Here is a 19,831-nt window from a genome sequence, read left to right as displayed (position 1 = left end):
CGGCTACACCCGCTCCGGCACCGGCTCCGGCAGAGCCTCCGGCACCGCGGGCGCCGGGCGCACGCTCAGCGGCGCCACCCGGCGGTGCCGCACCAGACCGCGCAGCCAGTGCCCGGCGGCCGACGGCGGAATCAGCACGCTGGTCACCGCCATCGTCACCACCTCGTCCCGGGTCCGCGGCCCCGGCGCGATCCGCGCCCACGCGAACTCCGCCGTACCGCCCAGCCACAGCCCGGCCAGCACCGCCGCCGTCCGCCGCCGCCCGGCCGCCGCACAGAGCAGCGAGGCGCCCGCCGCGGCCGTCACCGCCAGATGCCACGGCAGCCGGCCGCGCGGCGCGTCCGCGTGGTGCCACCAGTCCCGGCCGTGCCGACGGGTCATCAGCACATCGTCGGCATTGCCCGCCTGGAGCCGTACGGAGACCCAGCGGTCGGCCGGGCGCACCGGGTGCGTGGTGCGGCGGGTGCCGGACGCCAGCGCCCAGCCGGCCGCCAGCACCCGCAGCGCCAGATCGGCGTCCTCCCGGAAAGCGCGCCGGAACCGTTCGTCGAAGCCGTCCACGGACTCCAGCGCGTCCCGCCGGTACGCCATGTCCGCGGTGATCCACTTGGCGGTGGCCAGCCCCGCGGTATTGCGCTCCCAGTCCGTCGACCGGCGGTCGGCGGGCACCGGGACGGCGATTCGCGCGGTGATCCCGGCCGTACGCGGCGACGCGGCGGCGAGGTCGGCGGCCAGGTCCGTACCCCAGGTGGGGCCCGGCACCACGTCGTCGTCCAGGAAGACCACCCACGGCGTGGCGTCCGCCGCCCGCCACCCGGTGTTACGGGCCGCCGCCGGGCCGCGCGCGCAGCCCGGGACGACCTTCGTCCGGTCGCGCAGTGCCGCCGGGATCGCGGCGGGCAGCGGGGTGCAGTCGTCCAGCGCCCGGTCGTCCACCAGCACGACCTGGAGCGGCGGCGGCCCCTCGGCCGCGGCCAGCGCCTCCAGGCACGCCGTCAGGCTGGGCCGCCCGAGCGTCGGGATCACCACCACGTAGTCGGTGGACGGCGAGGTCATCGGACCACCTCCTCACCGCTGCCCGCGACCGGCCCGGTGACCGGCAGGGACGCGGTCTCCGCCAGCCGGTCGTACGAGGCGGGCGCCAGCGTCTCCTCATGGCCGGACGGGAACGACAGCACCTCGGCCGGGCGCCGCGCCGAGCGGTTCCCGGCGGCGAAGAACTCCTCCCGCCGCACCGCGAACGGGCCGATCGCCAGCAGGTCCACCGGCGTGGAGCCGAAGCACTCCAGCGCGTCCCGCGGGTCGTCGACCATCGGCCGCCCCGCGGTGTTCAGGCTGGTGTTGACGACCACGGGCAGCCCCGTACGCTGCTCGAACTCGGCCAGCATCCGGGCCACCAGCGGCTCGTCGGCCGGGTCCACGGTCTGGATGCGGGCGGTGCCGTCCACGTGCACCACGGCCGGGATCCGCTCCCGCCACTCCTTCGCCACGTCGTGCACGAAGAGCATGTACGGGCTGGGCAGCTGCCCGTCGAAGATCCGGCCCGCCCGGTCGGCCAGCACCATCGGCGCCACCGGCCGGAACTGCTCGCGCCCCTTGACGTCGTTGAGCCGCTCCAGGTTCGCGGAGTGGCCCGGGTGCGCCATCAGGGAACGGTGGCCGAGCGCCCGCGGCCCGTACTCCGAACGCCCCTGGAACCACGCCACGATGGCGTTCTCGGCCAGCGCCTCCGCGACGGTCGCGGCGATGTCCTGGGGCCGCTCGAACGGCACGGCGGCGGTCCGCAGCCACGCCTCCAGCTCCGCGTCGGACCAGCCGCGGCCCAGGTCGGCACCGGGCATCGGCGCGGGCTCCTCGCCGCCGTCGGCGCTCAGCAGCAGCGCGCCGCCGAGCGCGGTGCCCGCGTCACCGGCCGCGGGCTGCACCCACACCCGGTCGAACGGCCCCTCGCGCGCGATCCGCGCGTTGGCCACACAGTTCAGCGCCACCCCGCCGGCCAGCGTCAGCACACTGTCGTGCGTGCGGCCGTGCAGCCAGCGCGCCAGGTCCAACAGCGTCTCCTCGAGGACCAGCTGGGCACTGGCCGCGAGATCGGCGTGCGCCTGGCTCCACGGCTCCTCCGGGCTGCGCGGCACACACAGGTCGCTCCACGGCACATGCGCGGCGTGGAACCCGCCGTCGCCCGTCGGATACACGTGGCGGCGCAGCTCGGGCAGCATCCGCGGGGTGCCGTACGAGGCCAGCGCCATCACCTTGAACTCGTCCGAGGAGCGCAGGAATCCGAGGTGCGCGGTCAGCTCCTCGTAGACCAGGCCGAGCGAGTGCGGCAGCTCCTGCCCGTACAGCGGCTCCAGCTTGCCCTGCACGCGCTGCGCCGCCAGGTGCGAGGTCGCCTCGCCGCGCCCGTCGAGGACGAGTACCGAGCAGTTGTCGGCGTCCGGCGCGGCGAACGCGGCGGACGCGGCGTGCGCCATGTGGTGCGGGACGTAGCGCACCCGCTGCGGGTCGAGCCCCGGCAGCGCGGTCTTGAGGAAGCCGGGGGCCTCGCGCGCGTACGTCAGGCGGAGGTGGTCCCAGGGGTCGTCCAGCCCCATCTGCTCGGCGGGCCGGGCGAGGCGGGGGTCGAAGGAGTACGCCACCGCGTCCAGCTCCTCGGGGCGCAGCCCGGCCGTGGCCAGGCACCAGGCGGCGGCCTGGTCGGGCGTCTCCCAGGCGGAGAAGGGCACCGGCCGCTTGCCGTGTTTGCGCCGCGAGAAGCGTTCCTCCTCGGCGGCGGCGACGGTCTGCCCGTCGACGACGAGGGCGGCGGCGGGGTCGTGGAAGAGCGCGTTGATGCCGAGAATGCGCATGGAAGTTCGCTGGCCTTTCGTCGGGATGGGCGGCGGCCGGCCGGTCGGGACGGCCCGTACGCCGGGGCTCCGGCCGGAACCGGGCCGGTGTCAGGCCCCCGGCCGCTTGCGGAACCAGTCGACGGTGCGCGCCAGACCGTCCCGGGCCGCCACTTCGGGCTCCCACTGGAGCTTGCCGCGGGCCAGGGTGATGTCGGGGCAGCGGACCGCGGGGTCGTCCGTGGGCCGTTCGATGAACCGGATCTCCGAGCGGGAGCCGGTGAGTTCGGTGATCAGCCGGGCCAGGCCGAGCATGGTGATCTCGACCGGGTTGCCGAGGTTGACCGGGCCGCGCAGATCGGAGGCGGCCACCGCGAGGACGCCCCGTACGGTGTCGTCCACGTGGCACAGGGAGCGGGTCTGCCGCCCGTCCCCGGTGACCGTGAGCGCTTCGCCCGCCAGGGCCTGCCGGATGAACGTCGGCACCGCGCGGCCGTCGTGGCCCCGCATCCGTGGCCCATAGGTGTTGAACAGCCGCACGATGCCGGTGTCGGTGCCGTGGGTGCCCGCCTCGGCGGTCGTCAGCGCCTCGCCGAAACGTTTCGCCTCGTCGTACACGCTCCGCGGGCCGATCGGGTTGACGTTGCCCCAGTACGACTCGCTCTGCGGGTGCTGCTGCGGGTCCCCGTACACCTCGGACGTCGAGGCCAGGACGAAACGCGCCCCGTGCGCGCGGGCCACCGCGAGCGCGTTGCGGGTGCCCAGACTGCCGGTGTCCAGCGTGTGCAGGGGCAGCCGCAGATAGTCGGCCGGGGAGGCCGGAGAGGCGAAATGCAGGACGAGATCCACCTCGCGCCCGATCCGGAACGGCTCGGTGACATCGGCCTCGACGAACGCGAACCCGGGCCGTCCCTTGAGGTGGGCTATGTTCTCGCGCGCCCCCGTACTCAAGTCGTCGATGCAGGTCACGGAGGCCCCCTGGGCCAGCAGCGCGGTACACAGATGCGAACCGACGAAACCCGCGCCGCCGGTCACCACGGCGTGTTTCCAGTTCCGGGACAAGGCGGCGTTCATGGGATCTCCCTCGACTAGGGGGCTACCGGGCATCGGGTGCCTCTACAGCCCCGGAGAAAACGTCACGCTGGGCGACACTGCGTACGCCCCTCGCATCGCTTAAGCTGAAAAATCGCCGTGTGGCGGCCTGTCCCGCCCGATGCCGCCCGATGGCCGTGCGTGGCCAGTCAATTCCCGTACGCGGTGGGGCGGTGGGCCCCGGTCTTCCGGCCCGGCAACCGCCGCACAGTCACCCGTCCGACCGAGCCAGCCACCGCAGCAGCCCGCCGAGCAGCCCGTCCCCGTCCGGCGGCAGCGTGTGCGGCCCCGTCTGCGCCCGCCCCTGAGGCGACAGACACCAGGCGAACAGCCGGTCCAACTCCCTCTTACCGGCCTGCTCGCAGCGCAGAACGGCCGGCCAGCCCAGCGCCGCCGCCTGCGCGCTGACCTTCGCGCCGCCCTCGACGGGATCGACGGCCAGCGCCGGAGTACCCGCGCGCAACGCCAGGACCATGCCGTGCAGCCGGGTGGTCACCACCACGTCCAGCCGGGCCAGCACCGCGTGCAGGTGGTCCGGCGTCGCGGGCAGCCGCCAGTCGCGTGAATCCAGCCGGGTGTCCAACGGCACGCGCGCCGCGTCCACGGTCCCCAGCCAGTCCGTCAGCCGCTCCGTGACCTCCTCGTGCCGCCGCCGGGCGCCGTACTCGTGCTGCCCGCCGGTCAGCACCACACCGACGAGCGGCACGTCGCCGGGCGCCGGGGCCCGCAGGCTCAGATCCTGCGCCCCGGTCCGCCGCCCGGCCAGGTCACGGGGCAGCACCTCGTCGAACCGGGTCACCGCCGGATCGTCCGGATCGGGTACGGACACGCCGACCGCGACCCGGCGGCACCCGGCGAACCGGTCGTGCAACGCCAGCAGCGGACTCGGCCCGCCGTCCGGCGTCGGCCACGAGTGCACCGGCCCGCAGGCGAACACCACATCCGTGAAGGCCGCGGGGTCGGCGTCGTCCAGGTGCAGCGCGTCCGGCCGGAACACCGGCGACCAGGCCGTGTCGTACGGAATCCCCGCCCCGTGCAGCGCGCTCTGCACGGCCTCGGCAGCGAGCATGTCCCCGGCCGTCACCTCGCCGTGCAGAAAGCTGAACCAGCCGGTGAGGAGGGTGCGGCGGGTTGGCGCGAGGCCCTGCCCCCGGGTCGGCGCCGTCACGAAACCGGTACCGGCACCGACCCGGGCGCGGCGGCCGGCCGAGCCCCCAGCCGTACGTCTTCGGGCCTCCGTACCGGCTCCGGCAGCCGTGCCACCGCTGTCAGCACCTCCGCCGCGGTGATCCGCAGCAGTCGCTCGTCCGGCTGTCCGCCGTGCGCGTCGCCCGGGCGGGCCCGGTCCAGGTGGCCCGGATGCCACAACGCCCGGTGGCGGGGCACCCGGGGCGGGCCCCACAGCCGGGGTGCTACGGGCCCGAAGAGCACCACGGACGGCGTGCCCAGCGCGCTGGCCAGATGCGCGAGCCCGGTGTCTCCCACGATCACCGCACGGGCCCGCGCGACCAGCGCCGCCAGCTCCCCGAACGGCAGATCCGCCGAACCGCCGAGAACCGCCGACGGCGGCAGCCCGGCCTGAACGGCGACCTGCCGCGCGAGCGGCCCCTCACCGGCCCCTGCGGTCAGCACCACACGGTGCCCCGCACGGTGCAGCGCGTGCGCCACCGCGGCGAAACGCTCCGGCGGCCAGCGGCGCGCCGCGGCGTCCGCACCGGGGTGCACCACCACCGCGCCCGGCGCGGGCGACGGGCCGGGCGGCGCGTCGATCCGCAGATCATCCGGGTCCGCCGGAATCCCGTACCAGGTCAGCAGTCGGCACCAGCGGTTGCGCTCATGTTCGTCCTCACGCCAGACCGGCCCCAGAATGCGGGGCATGGCCGGATGCGCATACGCGAACAGCCGCACCGGGCGCAGCGCCAGCAGTGGCAGATGGCTGGCAGGCCCGTTCCCGTGCAGATCCACGGCGACAGCCGGGGGCGGCCCGGCCCAGTCGATCCGCCGCGGCACGCCACGGCCGGGCGCCGACGCGGGCAGCACCCGGTCGACCACCCCCGTCGCCACCGCGGCCTCCGCCAGCCGGCCGGGCGCCGCCAGCACCAGCTCATGCTGCGGATACGCCGTACGCAACGCCCGCAACGCAGGCACCGCCGTCAACAGATCCCCGAGCCCCAACGCCCGAAGAACAAGAATGCGCGGCCGGTCGGCGCGGGGGTGGGGGCTTGGGCGGGGCGGGGTCATGCGGGTGCCTCCTTGGTGTTCCGGGTGGGGCGGGTCCCGGGCTGCGTGGTGGGGCCGTTGCCCTCCAATGTGCGTGTGCGGTTGTCGCTTCGCGACCGCTGGTGGGGGGGACTGGTCCGCGCTGTCGCGCGGGTGCGCATTGGCTTTGTTGTGGGGCGGGGGTGCCCAGGGGGCCATCTCCTCGGCGCCTGGAGCGGCCGTCATGTTTGGACGCAACCATGTAACGGTCGCCTGCGGGGAGTGTCCCCCTGCACACCCCCTCCCGTCGGTTCGGCGAGTGCGGGCCGGTGGGGGGAGGGGGAAAAGAAGCCTGGTGCGCGCCCCCCATGAGGTGACGCTCGCCATGTGCATGCGCAAAGTCCCGGGCCCCGGGCCGAGCCGTGCACGCGTCCCTATGGGCCGCAGCGCCCGGCAGTCCGCCGAGCTGCGCCGTCAGACGCAGTGCGCCGTCTGCGGTATCTCCTTGACCGCGGCGTTGAGGTCGGCCAGGCCGTCACCTGCCGGGGCTGAGGCTTGCGCCACGGTTACCTCGACGGCGGGGGCGCGTCCGTACGTGATGAGAACCCGCTCCCCGTTGTCCGACGCCCCTTCCCGTAGCACCCAGTCCACGCCGTTCACGTTGAAGCAGGGGTCGGTGGTCGGTTTGGGGGGAGCCGTACCGCACCGTAGAACGACGGCCCCGTCTCCCCAGATGGCCACTCCCTCTGCTGACGTGCTGGACCGTTCCTTTCCCAGGAGCTGGGACGGATAGTGGGCGGCAGCCCGGCCGCAGGCAGGGTGCCCCGCGTTTGGCGCGCTCTCCCTGCCGGGCGGCGACGCGGCCGAAAGGGCGATCATCCCTCCCGCGGCGAGGGCCGCGCCGGTGGCCGTCACGGCGATGACGAGTGTCCTGCGGGACCGTCGAGCCATAGTGAGCCGCGCCTTCTCCGCTCCGGGTGATCTTGCTGATTCCGCAAGGTTATCGACCGCGTGCGGGCCGCCCTCGCTCGTGTCCAGGGGGCTGGGCCGGGTTACCAGCACGTGCCCGTATGCGTTGATCAGAGCCAGGGAGAGGAGCACGACGATGCCCGACACCACTGTCCGGATTCCGCGCGAAGCCAAGGAGCGCCTGGCCGCGATCGCGGCCGGTGAAGGGTTGTCGCTGCGGGCCTATCTGGTCCGTCTCGCCGACACCCTGTTGACGCCGCGGGAGCGGGACGAGCAGGCCGAGCAGGTCTGTGCGGCACTGCGCCACTGGGAGGGGTGGGAGGGGTACGCCCCGAGCCCTGCCGAACAGCAACGCCTGGATGAAGAACTCGACCGACGCCTGGCCCGGGCGGTCGGCCGGTGAGCGGACGGAGGTTTCTCTACGCCTCGGCCTGAGCATGCGGCGAAGCGGGCCGGGGCCGCCCCAGGCCGACCACCCGCCCCTGTGAGCAACCCCACCCCACCCCCGCACCCCTTGCGCCCCAAGGGATCCGGGGGCTTTCGGCGCGTTCGGGCCGAGGCCTCACTTCCCCTGCCCCCGAAGTGTCTGTGAACATGTGGGATTGCTGTGCCTGGAGGGTTCGCTGATGGGCGGACCGGAGTGAGGCCGGCATGTCTACCGAATCGGCGCCCGCGGTGTGCACGCAGTCGTGCTCCGTGCCCGTCGAGCCGCTCTCCGAGCCTGCTGGGCTCTTCACGAAGTTCTCGCCGCTGTGTCTTTTCCTGTTCGATCCGCTGCCCGTGTGCCGGCGCAAGCGGAGTCCCACGAGACGATTCCCGCCCCGGAAACCCCTGAAACGGTGCAAACCGAGAAAAATGTACGCCGACGCTTCGGCGGCTTCCGGTATCTGCTGGGCCGCAAGCGGGCCGGCGGCGCCGATCACGCGCCGTGGCGGTCGCTGCGCTACCGCAGCATGCGCTGGTGGTCGGTGGCCAATCTGGTGTCCAACGCCGGCACCTGGATGCAGCTGACCGTGCAGAACCTGCTGGTGCTCCAGCTCACGGGTTCCGCGGCGGCCACCGGTCTGTCGCTGTCCGTACAGGCGGGCCCCGGTCTGATCATGGGGCTGTTCGGTGGTGCCGCCGTCGACCGGTGGCCCCGCAAGCTCACGGCCGGGCTGAGCCAGGCCGTGCTGGGGTTGGTCGCCTTCACCACCGCGGCCCTGGTCGCCACCGGTCAGCTGAACTACGGGATGCTGATGGCGCTCGCCGCCGTCACCGGTCTGGTCGCCACGGTGGACGGCCCGGCCACCGCCCTGCTCGGCAACGATCTCGTACGCCGGGAGGACGTGCCCTCCGCGATCGCCGTCGGCTCGCTGGTGCACAGCGTGGGGCGGCTCGGCGGTACGGCTCTGGCCGGTATCGCCGTCGGCTTTCTGGGCACCGGCGCCGCGTATGCGGCCAACGGGGTGTCCTTCCTGTTCGTCGCGGCCGTCATCCCGTTCCTGAAGCCGGTGAGCGAGGCGCTGCGCGCGCCCGCGAAGAGCCGGGAAGGTACGGAGGAAACCGTCGCGTCCGTGGGGGCGGCGGAGCCGGAGATCGGTGACCGGGCCCGGGACGGTCTGGCGTTCTTCATGCGCCGGCCGCGGCTGGTCGCGCTGGCCGCCATCACGGGGCTCAGCGCGATCTTCGGCCGGAACTACCAGCTGACCCTGGCCGTCCTGGTCACCGGGCCGCTCGCGGCGGGCGCCGGCGCGTTCGGCACCGTCTCGTCCGTACTGGCGGCGGGCGGCATCGTCGGCGCGATCCTCGCCGCCCGGCTGCGCAACCCGTCGGTCAAGCTGGTCGGCGCGCTGGCCGCCGCCGGTGCGCTGCTCCAGGTCTTCGCCGGGCTGTCCCCGTCGCTGATCGTCCTGCTCGTGCTGGTGCTGCCGATGTCGGTGGTGGAGTCGGTTTCCGACACCGCCGGTACGACGGTGCTCCAGACGGACCCGCCGCCGAACATGCGCGGCCGGGTGCTGGGCGTGTGGCGCAGCGCGAGCACGGTGTGGGGTCTGGTGGCCCCGCCGCTGCTGGGCCTGCTGATGGAGGTGGTCGGTGCCCGCGGCGCCCTGGTGGCGGGCGGTCTGATCATCGCGGTGGCGATCGGCGCGGGCGCGCTGCTGCGCTCCCGTGAGCGGATCTCCTGGCTGGTGCCGGCGCCCGCGCCCGCCATGGCGGCGGACTACCGGTCCGTGGCCTGACGCACGGGCGGGGCCGGTGGGACGCGCGTTCCACCGGCCCCGGCGCCGTGCGGTGCGGCTACTGCTTCTTGAACACGGCTTTCTCCACCTCGGCCGGGTTCTCGTAGCTCTTGCTGGGGATGCTGGAGATCTTGTCCCGCATGCCGCTGTCCGCGTGGTTGCCCTCGGCACACGAGACCAAATCGTCCTTGCTCGCAGGGTAGTGGGCGCCCTTGAGGGCCTTCTGCAGCTCGATCGGGTTGGTGTCGCTCATGGGGTCCTCCGGTTGGGGGAGTGGGGTGCCGTCCGGCGGCCTGCCGGTGGCCGCCCCTCCAGTACCCGACCATTACGGGATTAATCGGACGATAGTTCCGCCCTGGAGCGATGTTCCGGGCCTCCGGCCCCTGGCCGCGCCGACCCGCGAATGGTCGGCATCCCCAGGGGTACCCGCGTCCTCCCGCAGCGCGTGAGCCCGAGGAGGACCGGTGAGCGGGAAGAACATCTTCGTACTGGGCCTGGAGGAGGCCAACCTCCCCGCCCTGCACGACGTGCCGGACGCGGAGCGGTACCGCTTCCACCCCGTGCTCACACTCGGTGAGCTCCAGGGGGGCGAGGTCTCCGTACCCGACCTCCTGAAGAAGGCCCAGGGCATCCTGGACTCCTTCGACGGCACCATCGACGCGATCGTCGGCTACTACGACTTCCCCGTCAGCACCCTCGTACCGATCCTCAGCGAGCGCTACGGCACCCGCAGCACCGGTCTGGAGTCGGTCGTCAAGTGCGAGCACAAGTACTGGAGCCGCCTGGAGCAGGAGAAGGCCGTCGACACCCATCCGCGCTTCGGCCGCGTCGATCTCGACACGCCCGACCCGCGCCCGCCCGAGGGCGTCCGCTTCCCCATGTGGCTCAAGCCCGCCCTCGCGTACTCCTCGGGACTGGCCTTCGGCGTGCACGACGAGGCGGAGTTCCGCGCGGCGGTCGCCCGGATCCGCGAAGGCATCGGCCGCGTCGGCCGCCCTTTCGAGGACATCCTCGGCCGCCTCGACCTGCCGCCCGAGATGGCGGGCATCGGCGGTCAGGTCTGCCTCGCGGAGGAGGCGCTGTCCGGCATCCAGGTCGCGGTCGAGGGCTACGTCCACGACGGCGAGGTCACGGTCTACGGCGTACTGGACTCCATCGACTACCCCGGCTGCTCGTCCTTCCTGCGCCACCAGTACCCCTCGACGCTCCCCGAACCCGTCCTGCACCGGCTGCGCGACGCCACCGCCCGCGTCATGCGGCAGATCGGCATGCAGGAGGCGACCTTCAGCATCGAGTACTTCTACGACCCGCACACCGACGCGATCAACGTGCTGGAGGTCAACCCCCGGCACTCCCAGTCGCACGCCGAACTGTTCCAGTACGTCGACGGCGCGCCCAACCACCACGCCATGCTGCGCCTCGCCCTCGGCGAGGACCCGGCCATGCCGCACCGCGCGGGCCGCTACCGGACCGCCGCCAAGTGGTACTACCGGTGGTTCGCCGACGGCGTCGCGCGCGAGGTGCCCACCCACGAGGAGATCGCGCGCATCGAGAGACGGATACCGGGCACGCGGATCCATGTGATCCCCGAGCCGGGCCAGCAGCTGGCCGACATGGCGGAGCAGGACAGCTACAGCTTCGAACTGGCCCATGTCTTCACCGGGGGCGACAGTGAAGAGGAGCTGCGCGAGAAGTACGACCACTGCGTGGCGGCTCTGGACCTGGCCTGCGAGCGGACCCGGCCCGGCGGCCGGGACGGCTGAGCCGGGCGGCCGGTCCGCGGGGCGGCGCCGGCGGGCACGACAGTGAGGAGAAGGTCGCCGCATGCGTTACGTGAGCAATCTGCCCTGCGCCACGGCGGAGGAGGACCACGTCACCATCCCCGTCTCCGACGGCACCCGCCTGTCGGCGCGCATCTGGCGCCCCACGGCCTCGGACGAGGAGCCGGTGCCGGCGGTGCTGGAGTACATCCCGTACCGCAAGGGGGACCTGACCGCCGTACGCGACTCCATCCACCACCCCTACATCGCCGGCCACGGCTACGCCTGTGTCCGCGTCGACCTGCGCGGCACCGGCGAGTCGGAGGGAGTGCTCCGGGACGAGTACCTGGAGCAGGAGCAGGCCGACGCCGAGGACGTGCTCGCCTGGCTGGCCGCACAGCCCTGGTGCGACGGCACCACCGGCATGATGGGCCTGTCCTGGGGCGCCTTCGCCGCCCTCCAGGTCGCCGCCCGGCAGCCGCCGAGCCTGCGCGCCATCGTCATCGCGTCGTTCACCGACGACCGGTACGCCGACGACATGCACTACATGGGCGGCCAGCTGCTCTCCGACAACCTGGCCGAGGCGGGCACCATGTTCGCCTACGGCACCTGCCCGCCCGACCCGGCCGTGGTGGGCGGGCGGTGGCGCGGGATGTGGCGGGAACGGCTGGAGAACACCAGGCCGTGGGCGCTGGAGTGGCTGAGCCACCAGCGCCGCGACGCCTACTGGCGGCACGCCTCGGTCTGCGAGGACTACAGCTCCGTACGCTGCCCGGTCCTCGCCTCCAGCGGCTGGGCCGACGGCTACTCCAACGCCGTGACGCGGCTGCTGGGCGGCCTCGACGTGCCACGCAAGGGCCTGATCGGCCCCTGGTCGCACAAGTTCCCCCACCTGGGCGAACCGGGCCCCGCGATCGGCTACCTCCAAGAGGTCGTGCGCTGGTTCGACCACTGGCTCAAGGGCGCCGACAACGGCGTCATGGACGGGCCGATGCTCAGCGCGTGGATGCAGGACAGCGTGCCGCCGTCCACGTCTTACGAGACCCGCCCCGGCCGCTGGGTCGGCGAGCCCGACTGGCCCTCCCCGCACATCCGGTCCGTGGCCCGCCCGCTGTTCCGGCACCGGATCGGCGCCGACGGCGAGGAGTGCGGCGACCGGGGCTGCGGCGTGCTGACCGTGCAGTCGCCGCTGTCCGTCGGCCAGTTCGCCGGCAAGTGGGCCTCCTACAACGCGCCGCCCGACCTGCCGTACGACCAGCGCGAGGAGGACGGCGGCTCGCTCGTCTTCGACAGCGACCGGCTCACCGAACGGGTCGAGATCCTCGGCTCGCCCACCGTCGAACTGGACCTGTCGGTCAGCGAACCGGTCGCCATGGTCGCCGCCCGGATCTCCGACGTGGCCCCCGACGGCCGGGCCACCCGCGTCACCTACGGCGTGCTCAACCTCGCCCACCACGAGACGATCGGCGAACCGGAGCCCCTGGAGCCCGGCCGCCGCTACCGCGCCACCGTCCAGCTCAACGGCGTCGCCCAGGCGTTCCCGCCCGGCCACCGCATCCGCCTGTCGCTGTCCACCTCGTACTGGCCGCTGGCCTGGCCGCCGCCCCGGCCCGCCATGCTCACCGTGCACGAGGGGACCAGCACCCTGACGCTGCCGGTACGCCCCACCACCGAACCCGACCGGCTGCCGCCGCGCCCGTTCGGCGAGCCGGAGGGCACCCGGCCGCTGACCGTCAGCCAGCTGACCGCGCCGGAGGAGCGCTGGGAGGTCAAGCGCGACCTGATCGGCTACAACTCCGAGCTGGAGATCGTCAAGGACCGCGGTCTGGCCCGCCTGGACGACACCGGCATGGAGGTCGGCCGGCGCGCGTACGAGCGGTATGCGACCGTCGCCGACGACTTCACCTCCGCCACCGGCGAAACCCTGTGGACCATGCGCTTCCGGCGCGGCGACTGGGACGTACGGGTGGTCACCCACCAGGAAGTACGGTGCGACGAGAAGCAGTTCATCGTGGACGCCACCCTGGACGGCTACGAGAACGACCGCCGCGTCTTCTCCCGCACCTGGAACGAGACGATCCCGCGCGACTGCCTGTGAGAGGTACGGTCGGCCCGTGCGCCTGCTGCTGATGTCCGACACCCACCTGCCCAAACGCGCCAAGGCCCTGCCGCCGGAGCTGCTGGACGAGGTGGCCCGCGCCGATGTGGTCGTGCACGCCGGCGACTGGGTGGACACCGCCACGCTGGACCTCCTGGAGGACCGCTCCCGCCGGCTCATCGGTGTGTACGGCAACAACGACGGCCCGGAACTGCGTGCCCGCCTGCCCGAGGTCGCCTACGCGGAACTCGGCGGCCTGCGCTGGGGTGTGGTCCACGAGACCGGCCAGAAACAGGGCCGCGAACGCCGGTGCGCCGAACGGTACCCGGACCTGGACGTCCTGGTCTTCGGCCACAGCCACATTCCGTGGGACACCACCACGGAGGACGGCCGCCTGCGCCTGCTCAACCCCGGCTCACCGACCGATCGCAGGCGGCAGCCGTACTGTACGTACATGACGGTGGAGGCGGGGGAGGGGCGGCTCAGCGAAGTCGAACTGCATCGGCTGCCGTTGCGCGGCGGGGCGTGAGCGGCACCCAGCGCGCCATGGCGTCCCAGGACGCCAGCAGGCGTTCCAGCTCTTCCGCCGTGACCGGACTGTCCGGCCCGAAAGCGCTGGTCATGACGAGCAGCAGACCACCGCTTTGGTGCACGAGCCGGATCAGCTCCCCGGTGGCGGGAGCGGACCAGATCTCGGTGAGAGCCGCCACCGCCACCACGCCGTCACCGATGAGCGCCCGGGCGAGGGAATCGGAGCGCCGGGGCGGGAATCCGTCCCGCAGCGGCCGGAGACGCAGCGCCGCGCTCCCCGCCGACCGGGGCCCGTACGCGCCGGCCGCTGTCCAGACCTGATCGTCCAGGACCAACTGCGCCGATTCGAACGAGGGATTCACGACCAGCGCCGGAATCAGCTGCCCGCCCGCGGTCACCCCGCCGCTGAACGCCCTCCACGTGACCCCGGCGTCTTTGGCGAAGGTGACCGGGGCGGAGGTGTTCCACCGCGGGAATCGGCACATGCCGAAATGAAACAGCCGGGCCTCCGCCGTCGTGCGATGGTCGTCCACATACAGCGCGGGCACCCCGTCCTGAAGGGGATAACCGCAATCCTGGCAGTCCGCGGCCCACAGCAGCCGCATGAGACGGCGGACTCCCTTGTCGCCGAGCTTGTCCAATGCCTCCGAACTGACGGCCAGATGTCGCAGGCCGGGAAAACCCTCCGGGGATTCCACGACGTGCCAGTCCACCGCGCATCCCTTATCGCGTGCCCGTTGCCACCACTCCTCACCGGCCCGGACATCACCGAGGGAATACGCGGTCACCCCAGCCATCAGACAACCGGCCGGCTCACCCAGCCGGCCTTGCCGCACCGCCGCGTCATACGCCTTTGCCACATAGGCGTTTGCCGTTTCGTGGTCCTCCTTGCGCAGAAGGACACCGGCGTACGACAATGCCGCATAGGGAAGCGCGCCGTCGGCCGCGATGCGCAGGGCCGCCACCGCCTCCTCCGACTGCCATTGCGAGGACAGCCAGTCGGAATACTGCAAAGCGCTTCCGGGGTCTCCGGCTTCGGTGCCGCGTTTCCAGAGACGTGTCGCTTCCGCTCGGTTCCCCAGCTTTTCGTGGACCAGGCCCAGGGCGCCGATCGACGCCGACTCACCGCGCTCGACCGCCAGCGTGTACCAGTCGCGCGCACCCTCCAGATCGTCCCGTACGACACACAGCGAGCCCATGTTGTGCGTACCCGTCGGGTCGCCGAGGTCCGAGGCGCGGCGGAAGCAGTCGGCGGCCCCGTCGTGGTCGTGCTCCGCGGCCAGGAGCGCACCGAAGTGGACCAGCGCGTCCGGGGCGTCGGCCGCCACGAGCGGCCGGAGCACGTCCTTCGCGACGTCCGGCCGCCCGGCGACCCGGGCCACCGTGGACACCAGCACGCGCCGCGCGTCGTCCACCACACGCAGCGCCTCTCCCCACACCTCCTCCGGCAGTTCGTCCGGCCGGGACCGGCGCGCCACATCGGACACCAGGTAATCGCACGGCTTCCACGTCCCGCCCCGCCCCGGAACCAGCGGGCTGGTCACCCCCAGGACGATCCGCGCCGCCCAGTCCCACGCCTCGTCCAGCCCTTCCGGCCGCAGCGCGGGGCCACCCGCCCGGTCGAGGTAGTGCTCGTGCAGGCGCTCCACCGCCTCCGGCGGCAGCGCGGAGCCCACTCCGGTACGTACGAGGTCGATCGCGGCGGCGACGAGCGCGGCTCCCCGCGGATTGCCTTTCACCCGGGAAGCGGATCGCCACATCTTGAGCACCTGCGGGCCCGCCGCGAGATATTCGGCCAGTCCATAGGCCCGGTCGGACCTCAATGCCTCGGCGATACGCGGATCCGCGCTGCGGGACGCATTCCGCCGTTCACCGTCGGTCCAGATGCGCTCAAGGGTGAGGTGCTGTGCCCTGCGGAGGATTCGGCCCGGAGAAGAGGGCAGCCGGGGGTCGGTGCCCCGGGTCAGGGACGGGGCGTCCTGGTCGTCGGTGTAGTGCTCGTAGAACTCCGTACGCAGTGTGGCGAGCACCGTGACCCGCCGGCTGATCAGCCCGTCGAGCAGCGAAAGTGTCAGCCCGTCGGAGCGCAGATAGTCGTGCAGATCGTCGAGCCATACGACTCTCCTCTCCTCGCCGGTGCAGGAGAGGAGCGCGGACAATTCCGCGTCCGGGTCGGGGGCGCAGACCAGCCGGTCACCCAGCTTCCGGCGCATGCTCTCGAAAAGGGCCCGGGTCTTTCCCGCCGCCGAGTCGCCCGTCAGCAGAAGCATCCCGCCGGAGTCGGCCAGTGCGTCGAGGTGTTCGTCCAACTGGGCGTCGACGGCGCGGGGTACGTACTCGACCACCTGCCCATGGCCCGGGGCCGCCGGCGCGCGGTGGATTCCGAAACCCGCCGGGTCGGCTTCCCGTACCGGCTGCCAGACGAATGCGGGGGAATCCGGCGGGGGTTGAACGGCCGGTTCCACCGGCCTGACGACCTCCGTCAGTTCCGGCCGCACCCCGGCCGCTTCCCACATCGCCCGCTCGAATGCGGGATCGCCGACCAGGACGGAAACCGGGACCGCCTCGACACGGGCGTGCCCCCAGCGCACCGGGTCGCCGCACACCACACCGATCAGGTATTCGCCGGCGAAAAGGGCGGCTCCCGACATTCCTTGCCACGGTGACGCGGACGGGCCGTCCGCGTGGGGCGGCGGGGAATGGGCGCTGTCCAGGACGTAACGGCCGCGCAGGAGCGAGGAACCGGGCTTCAGGGTGCCGACGATCTGCTCGGTGTCCGGCCGTTTCCCCTCCTGCAGGGATATCCGGGGATAGCCGATCGCCTCGCAGTTCTCCCAGGCGGCCAGGCCCGCGATCCTGCCCCACGCGATATCCGCTATCCGGCACTTCGCCGGGTCGGCCACCAGGTCTCCGGCGGCCTCGACCAGCGCGGCGTCACTTATCTCGTCGTGACGGCGCCACAGAAGCCGGCCGCGCTGGACGCCCGTACCGCCGGGAACGGCGACGCGGACGTCCTCGGCCCCGTCGAACAGATGGGCCGAGGTCAGGACCAGCCGTGAGGTGAGGAGGAATCCGCTGCCCTGCCGGGCCGCCTGTACCAGGGCGATGCGTTCGGCGGACCGGGCGCTCATTCACGGTGCCCGTCGAGCGGGGCGCCGAAGACCTCCATGCTCACGTCGTCCTGATTCCCGATCTCCACCGGGCCGCCGTCGCGGGAGTTCTTCGGCCGCAGTTTCACCGACACCTTGTGAGCGGCGGTACGGGCCGCTCCCGCCTGGCTGTCGCCGGATACGACCCAGGCTTTGAACCCGGCCTTGATCTGCGCGTCGCGACGCAGTTCGACGGCGAATTCCAGGTTGATCTCCTCGACCTCGAACCTGATGGGCCGACCGTCCGACGCGTCCACGGCGGCCATCAGCTGATCCCTCAGCCCCTGTACGGCCGCGGTGAGTTCCACGTTCTCCAGAGGGTCCTGCGTGCCCATGCCTTCCCCCGCTCCGACAGCCCTGGCCGGCCGTCGCCGTCCCGAATCCGTGGCAGCGAACGTAGCATTCGGAGCCGGACCGTACGGAAAGTCAGGCCGCCAGCGCCCGCACCGCGCGCCCCGCCGCTTGCTCGTACCGCCGCACCAGCAGCCGCGCCACTTCCGGCGCCGATCCGAGAACATCCGCGAGGACCTCGGCCCCCGCCTCCTCGGCGCCGCGGGCGATGCGGTCCGGGAGGAAGCCGGGGGCGATGACGTACGGGGCCACGGCCACGCGTGCGGCGCCGTCGGCGCGCAGCGCCCGTACGGCGTCCGCGGTGCGGGGCAGCGAGGCGGAGGCGAACGCAGGCCGCACGGCGCACCAACCGGTGGTGCGCCGCCACTCCCGCGCGATTTCAGCGATCACTGCGATCGCCTCCGGGTCGGAGGAGCCCGCCGAGGCCAGCACGACCCCGGTCGAGCGCCGGTCGCCGGGCCGCAGCCCGGCTTCGTACAGCCGCCGCTCCAGGGCGGCCGTCAGCAGCGGCGACGGTCCGAGCACGTCGGCCTGGCGGACGGTGAGTCCGGGGAGCCGCGCACCGGCCTCCCGCAGGACGGCCGGGATGTCCGTCTTGGCGTGGAAGGCGCGGGTCAGCAGCAGCGGCAGGGCCACCACCTCCCGTACGCCGTCCGCCGCCAGCCGCTCCAGCGCCCGGGGCACATCCGGCGCGTTGAAGTCGAGGAAGGCGACCTCGACGCGCAGGCCGGGGCGCAGTGCCCGGGCCCGCGCGCACAGCGCGGTGACGGTCGCCGCGTGCCGCGGGTCGCGGCTGCCGTGCGCGATGACGAGGAGGGCCGGTGGTACGTACATGGGTCAGCTCTTCACCAGGAGTCCGCGGCTGCGCAGCACCCGCCGCTCGATCGGCGCGAAGATCAGCAGCTCGATGCCGATGCCGACGATGAGGATGAGGAGGATGGCGGACAGCACCCAGGACATGTCCTGGAGCTCACGGCCCTGTTCCAGGAGCTGGCCGAGGCCGGTGCCCAGGTCGGCGGCGTTGACGATGAGTTCGGCGGCCATCAGGGAGCGCCAGGAGAACGCCCAGCCCTGCTTGAGGCCGGCGAGGTAGCCGGGCAGCGCGGCGGGCAGCAGGACGTGCCGGACGCCGGTCAGGCCGCGGGCGCCGATCGTGCGGCCGGCGCGCAGGTAGAGCGGCGATATCTGGTCGACGCCGGAGACCAGGCCGTTGGCGATGGAGGGGACCGCGCCGAGCAGCACCACCGCGTAGATGGTGGCGTCGCTCAGGCCGAACCAGATGATGGCGGCGGGCACCCACGCCACCGAGGGCAGCGACTGGAGGCCGCTGAGGATGGGCCCGATCGCGGCCCGTACCGGCTTGACCCGGGCGACGATCAGGCCGAGCGGCGTACCGATCACCACCGAGGCCAGGAAGCCGAGCGCGCCGCGCGACACGCTGGTCCACACGTAGTCGAGCAGGGTGCCTTCGAGCCACTTGTCCTGGAGCGACCGGGCGACATCGACCGGGCTGGGCAGCAGGTAGTGGTCCTTGAGCTCGAAGTGGTAGGCGAGCTGCCACAGGCCCAGGACGAGGACGATGGCGACGACCGGCGGCGCCGCCTTGGCGCCGAGCCTGCGCAGCCAGGGCCGGCGGTCGGTGACGGTGGTGTCGAGGGCGTCCAGACCGGCTTCCAGCCCGGCCAGGTCGGCGGCGCCGTCGGGCCGCGCCCCGGCGGCCCCGGTCACCGCCGTCCCGGAGGCCGTGTCGGTGGTGCCGGTCTCAGTGCTGGCCATGGCGGCGGATCTCCCCACGGAGCTGTTCGGTGATCTCTACGGAAAGGTCGGCGACGGCCGCGTCCTCGATGCGCCGCGGATGCGGGATGTCCACGCTCCACTCGCGGGCGATCCGGCCGGGCCGGGAGGACAGCAGCACCACCCGCTCGGCGAGCCGCACCGCCTCCCGGACGTTGTGGGTGACGAACAGGACGGACAGGCCGCCGCTGCTGGCGGTGCCGTCGTTGGACTCCTGCCAGATGCGGGTCAGTTCGTCGTGCAGGACGTCGCGGGTGATCGCGTCGAGGGCCGCGAACGGCTCGTCCATCAGGAGCAGCCGGCTGTCCTGCGCCAGCGCGCGGGCCATCGCCACGCGCTGCCGCATGCCGCCGGACAGCTCGTGCACCCGCTTGCCGTACGCGCCCTTGAGCCGTACGAGTTCGAGCAGCCGCTCCGCCTCGCCGCGCCGCTCCGCGCGCGGCACCCCGCGCAGCCGCAGCGCCAGTTCGATGTTGCGGCCCGCGGTGAGCCACGGGAACAGCGCGTGCTCCTGGAACATCAGGGCCGGGCGGCCGCCGGGCGTCTCGATGCTCCCCGCGGACGGGCCGTCCAGCCCGGCGACGAGGTTGAGCAGCGTCGACTTGCCGCAGCCCGACGCCCCCAGCAGACAGACGAACTCGCCCGGCGCGACATCGATGCTGATGTCGTCCAGCACATGCTGCTGCGCGCCGGGGCGGCCGAAGGACTTCGAGACATGGTCGATGCGAGCGGCGTACGAAGCGGCCGCGCCGCCCGTGTCCGCCGGGGCGGACGTCCGGCTGCCGGGCTTGCCGAGCGTGGGGGTCGTCATCGGGGTCACCTCCTGGGATGCGTGCGG

The 19,831-nt window shown here is 72.9% G+C and carries 17 protein-coding genes; 5 read left to right on the top strand and 12 right to left on the bottom strand.

The features are described 5' to 3' along the window. Nucleotides 1-3: 3 nt before the first annotated feature. The 6 genes from CP984_RS08310 to CP984_RS08285 form a co-directional block, all read right to left on the bottom strand. Nucleotides 4-1,056: a glycosyltransferase family 2 protein gene (locus tag CP984_RS08310; protein WP_003983675.1), complete on the bottom strand. Its 1,053-nt coding sequence runs from the start codon at nt 1,054-1,056 to the stop codon at nt 4-6. Further along, a complete protein-coding gene (locus CP984_RS08305) occupies nt 1,053-2,849 on the bottom strand; it encodes a carbamoyltransferase family protein (protein WP_003983674.1) in 1,797 nt (598 codons plus the stop codon). Before CP984_RS08305 ends, CP984_RS08310 begins: the two co-directional genes overlap by 4 nt. 90 nt (nt 2,850-2,939) lie before the next feature. Beyond that, complete coding sequence (locus CP984_RS08300; protein WP_003983673.1) at nt 2,940-3,902, bottom strand: UDP-glucuronic acid decarboxylase family protein; 963 nt, start codon at nt 3,900-3,902, stop codon at nt 2,940-2,942. A gap of 229 nt (nt 3,903-4,131) precedes the next feature. Continuing rightward, nucleotides 4,132-5,088 carry a polysaccharide pyruvyl transferase family protein gene (locus CP984_RS08295; RefSeq protein WP_003983672.1) on the bottom strand — a complete coding sequence of 319 codons (957 nt, stop codon included), beginning with the start codon at nt 5,086-5,088 and terminating at the stop codon, nt 4,132-4,134. Continuing rightward, nucleotides 5,085-6,161 carry a glycosyltransferase family 9 protein gene (locus CP984_RS08290; RefSeq protein ID WP_100246643.1) on the bottom strand — a complete coding sequence of 359 codons (1,077 nt, stop codon included), beginning with the start codon at nt 6,159-6,161 and terminating at the stop codon, nt 5,085-5,087. The genes CP984_RS08295 and CP984_RS08290 overlap by 4 nt, the downstream gene beginning before the upstream one ends. 432 nt (nt 6,162-6,593) lie before the next feature. Next, entirely contained in the window at nt 6,594-6,998 is a 405-nt protein-coding gene (locus CP984_RS08285) for a DUF3515 family protein (protein ID WP_226048790.1), read from the bottom strand. 226 nt (nt 6,999-7,224) lie between these two features. Between CP984_RS08285 and CP984_RS08280 the strand changes: the two genes are divergently transcribed. Beyond that, nucleotides 7,225-7,491: a hypothetical protein gene (locus tag CP984_RS08280; RefSeq protein WP_003983669.1), complete on the top strand. Its 267-nt coding sequence runs from the start codon at nt 7,225-7,227 to the stop codon at nt 7,489-7,491. Between the two features lie 550 nt (nt 7,492-8,041). Next, a complete protein-coding gene (locus CP984_RS08275; RefSeq protein WP_063604407.1) occupies nt 8,042-9,310 on the top strand; it encodes an MFS transporter in 1,269 nt (422 codons plus the stop codon). A 58-nt stretch (nt 9,311-9,368) separates the two neighbouring features. Here CP984_RS08275 and CP984_RS08270 read toward each other — a convergent pair whose 3' ends face one another. Continuing rightward, a complete protein-coding gene (locus tag CP984_RS08270) occupies nt 9,369-9,563 on the bottom strand; it encodes a DUF2795 domain-containing protein (protein ID WP_003983667.1) in 195 nt (64 codons plus the stop codon). A gap of 211 nt (nt 9,564-9,774) precedes the next feature. Between CP984_RS08270 and CP984_RS08265 the strand changes: the two genes are divergently transcribed. From CP984_RS08265 to CP984_RS08255, 3 genes are all read left to right on the top strand, one after another. Further along, entirely contained in the window at nt 9,775-11,073 is a 1,299-nt protein-coding gene (locus tag CP984_RS08265) for an ATP-grasp domain-containing protein (RefSeq protein WP_003983666.1), read from the top strand. Between the two features lie 61 nt (nt 11,074-11,134). After that, nucleotides 11,135-13,168: a CocE/NonD family hydrolase gene (locus CP984_RS08260; protein ID WP_003983665.1), complete on the top strand. Its 2,034-nt coding sequence runs from the start codon at nt 11,135-11,137 to the stop codon at nt 13,166-13,168. A gap of 16 nt (nt 13,169-13,184) precedes the next feature. Then, nucleotides 13,185-13,697: a metallophosphoesterase family protein gene (locus CP984_RS08255; protein ID WP_003983664.1), complete on the top strand. Its 513-nt coding sequence runs from the start codon at nt 13,185-13,187 to the stop codon at nt 13,695-13,697. Here the strand turns inward: CP984_RS08255 and CP984_RS08250 are convergent. The 5 genes from CP984_RS08250 to CP984_RS08230 form a co-directional block, all read right to left on the bottom strand. Next, nucleotides 13,651-16,830, bottom strand: a complete 3,180-nt coding sequence (locus CP984_RS08250; protein ID WP_003983663.1) for a S1 family peptidase — start codon at nt 16,828-16,830, stop codon at nt 13,651-13,653. The genes CP984_RS08255 and CP984_RS08250 overlap by 47 nt on opposite strands. Beyond that, entirely contained in the window at nt 16,827-17,183 is a 357-nt protein-coding gene (locus tag CP984_RS08245; RefSeq protein WP_003983662.1) for a trypco2 family protein, read from the bottom strand. The genes CP984_RS08250 and CP984_RS08245 overlap by 4 nt, the downstream gene beginning before the upstream one ends. A 91-nt stretch (nt 17,184-17,274) precedes the next feature. Further along, on the bottom strand, nt 17,275-18,033 hold the full coding sequence (locus tag CP984_RS08240) for a sirohydrochlorin chelatase (protein WP_003983661.1): 759 nt from the start codon (nt 18,031-18,033) through the stop codon (nt 17,275-17,277). Between the two features lie 3 nt (nt 18,034-18,036). After that, nucleotides 18,037-18,975: an ABC transporter permease gene (locus tag CP984_RS08235; RefSeq protein ID WP_003983660.1), complete on the bottom strand. Its 939-nt coding sequence runs from the start codon at nt 18,973-18,975 to the stop codon at nt 18,037-18,039. Then, nucleotides 18,962-19,804, bottom strand: coding sequence for an ABC transporter ATP-binding protein (locus tag CP984_RS08230; protein WP_003983659.1), 843 nt, complete (start codon nt 19,802-19,804; stop codon nt 18,962-18,964). The genes CP984_RS08235 and CP984_RS08230 overlap by 14 nt, the downstream gene beginning before the upstream one ends. Between the last annotated feature and the right edge of the window lie 27 nt (nt 19,805-19,831).

This window comes from Streptomyces rimosus, from assembly GCF_008704655.1.
GTDB lineage: Bacteria > Actinomycetota > Actinomycetes > Streptomycetales > Streptomycetaceae > Streptomyces > Streptomyces rimosus.
The sequence above is the reverse complement of the archived record's forward strand: the minus strand, read 5'-3'. Positions and strand labels throughout refer to the sequence as shown.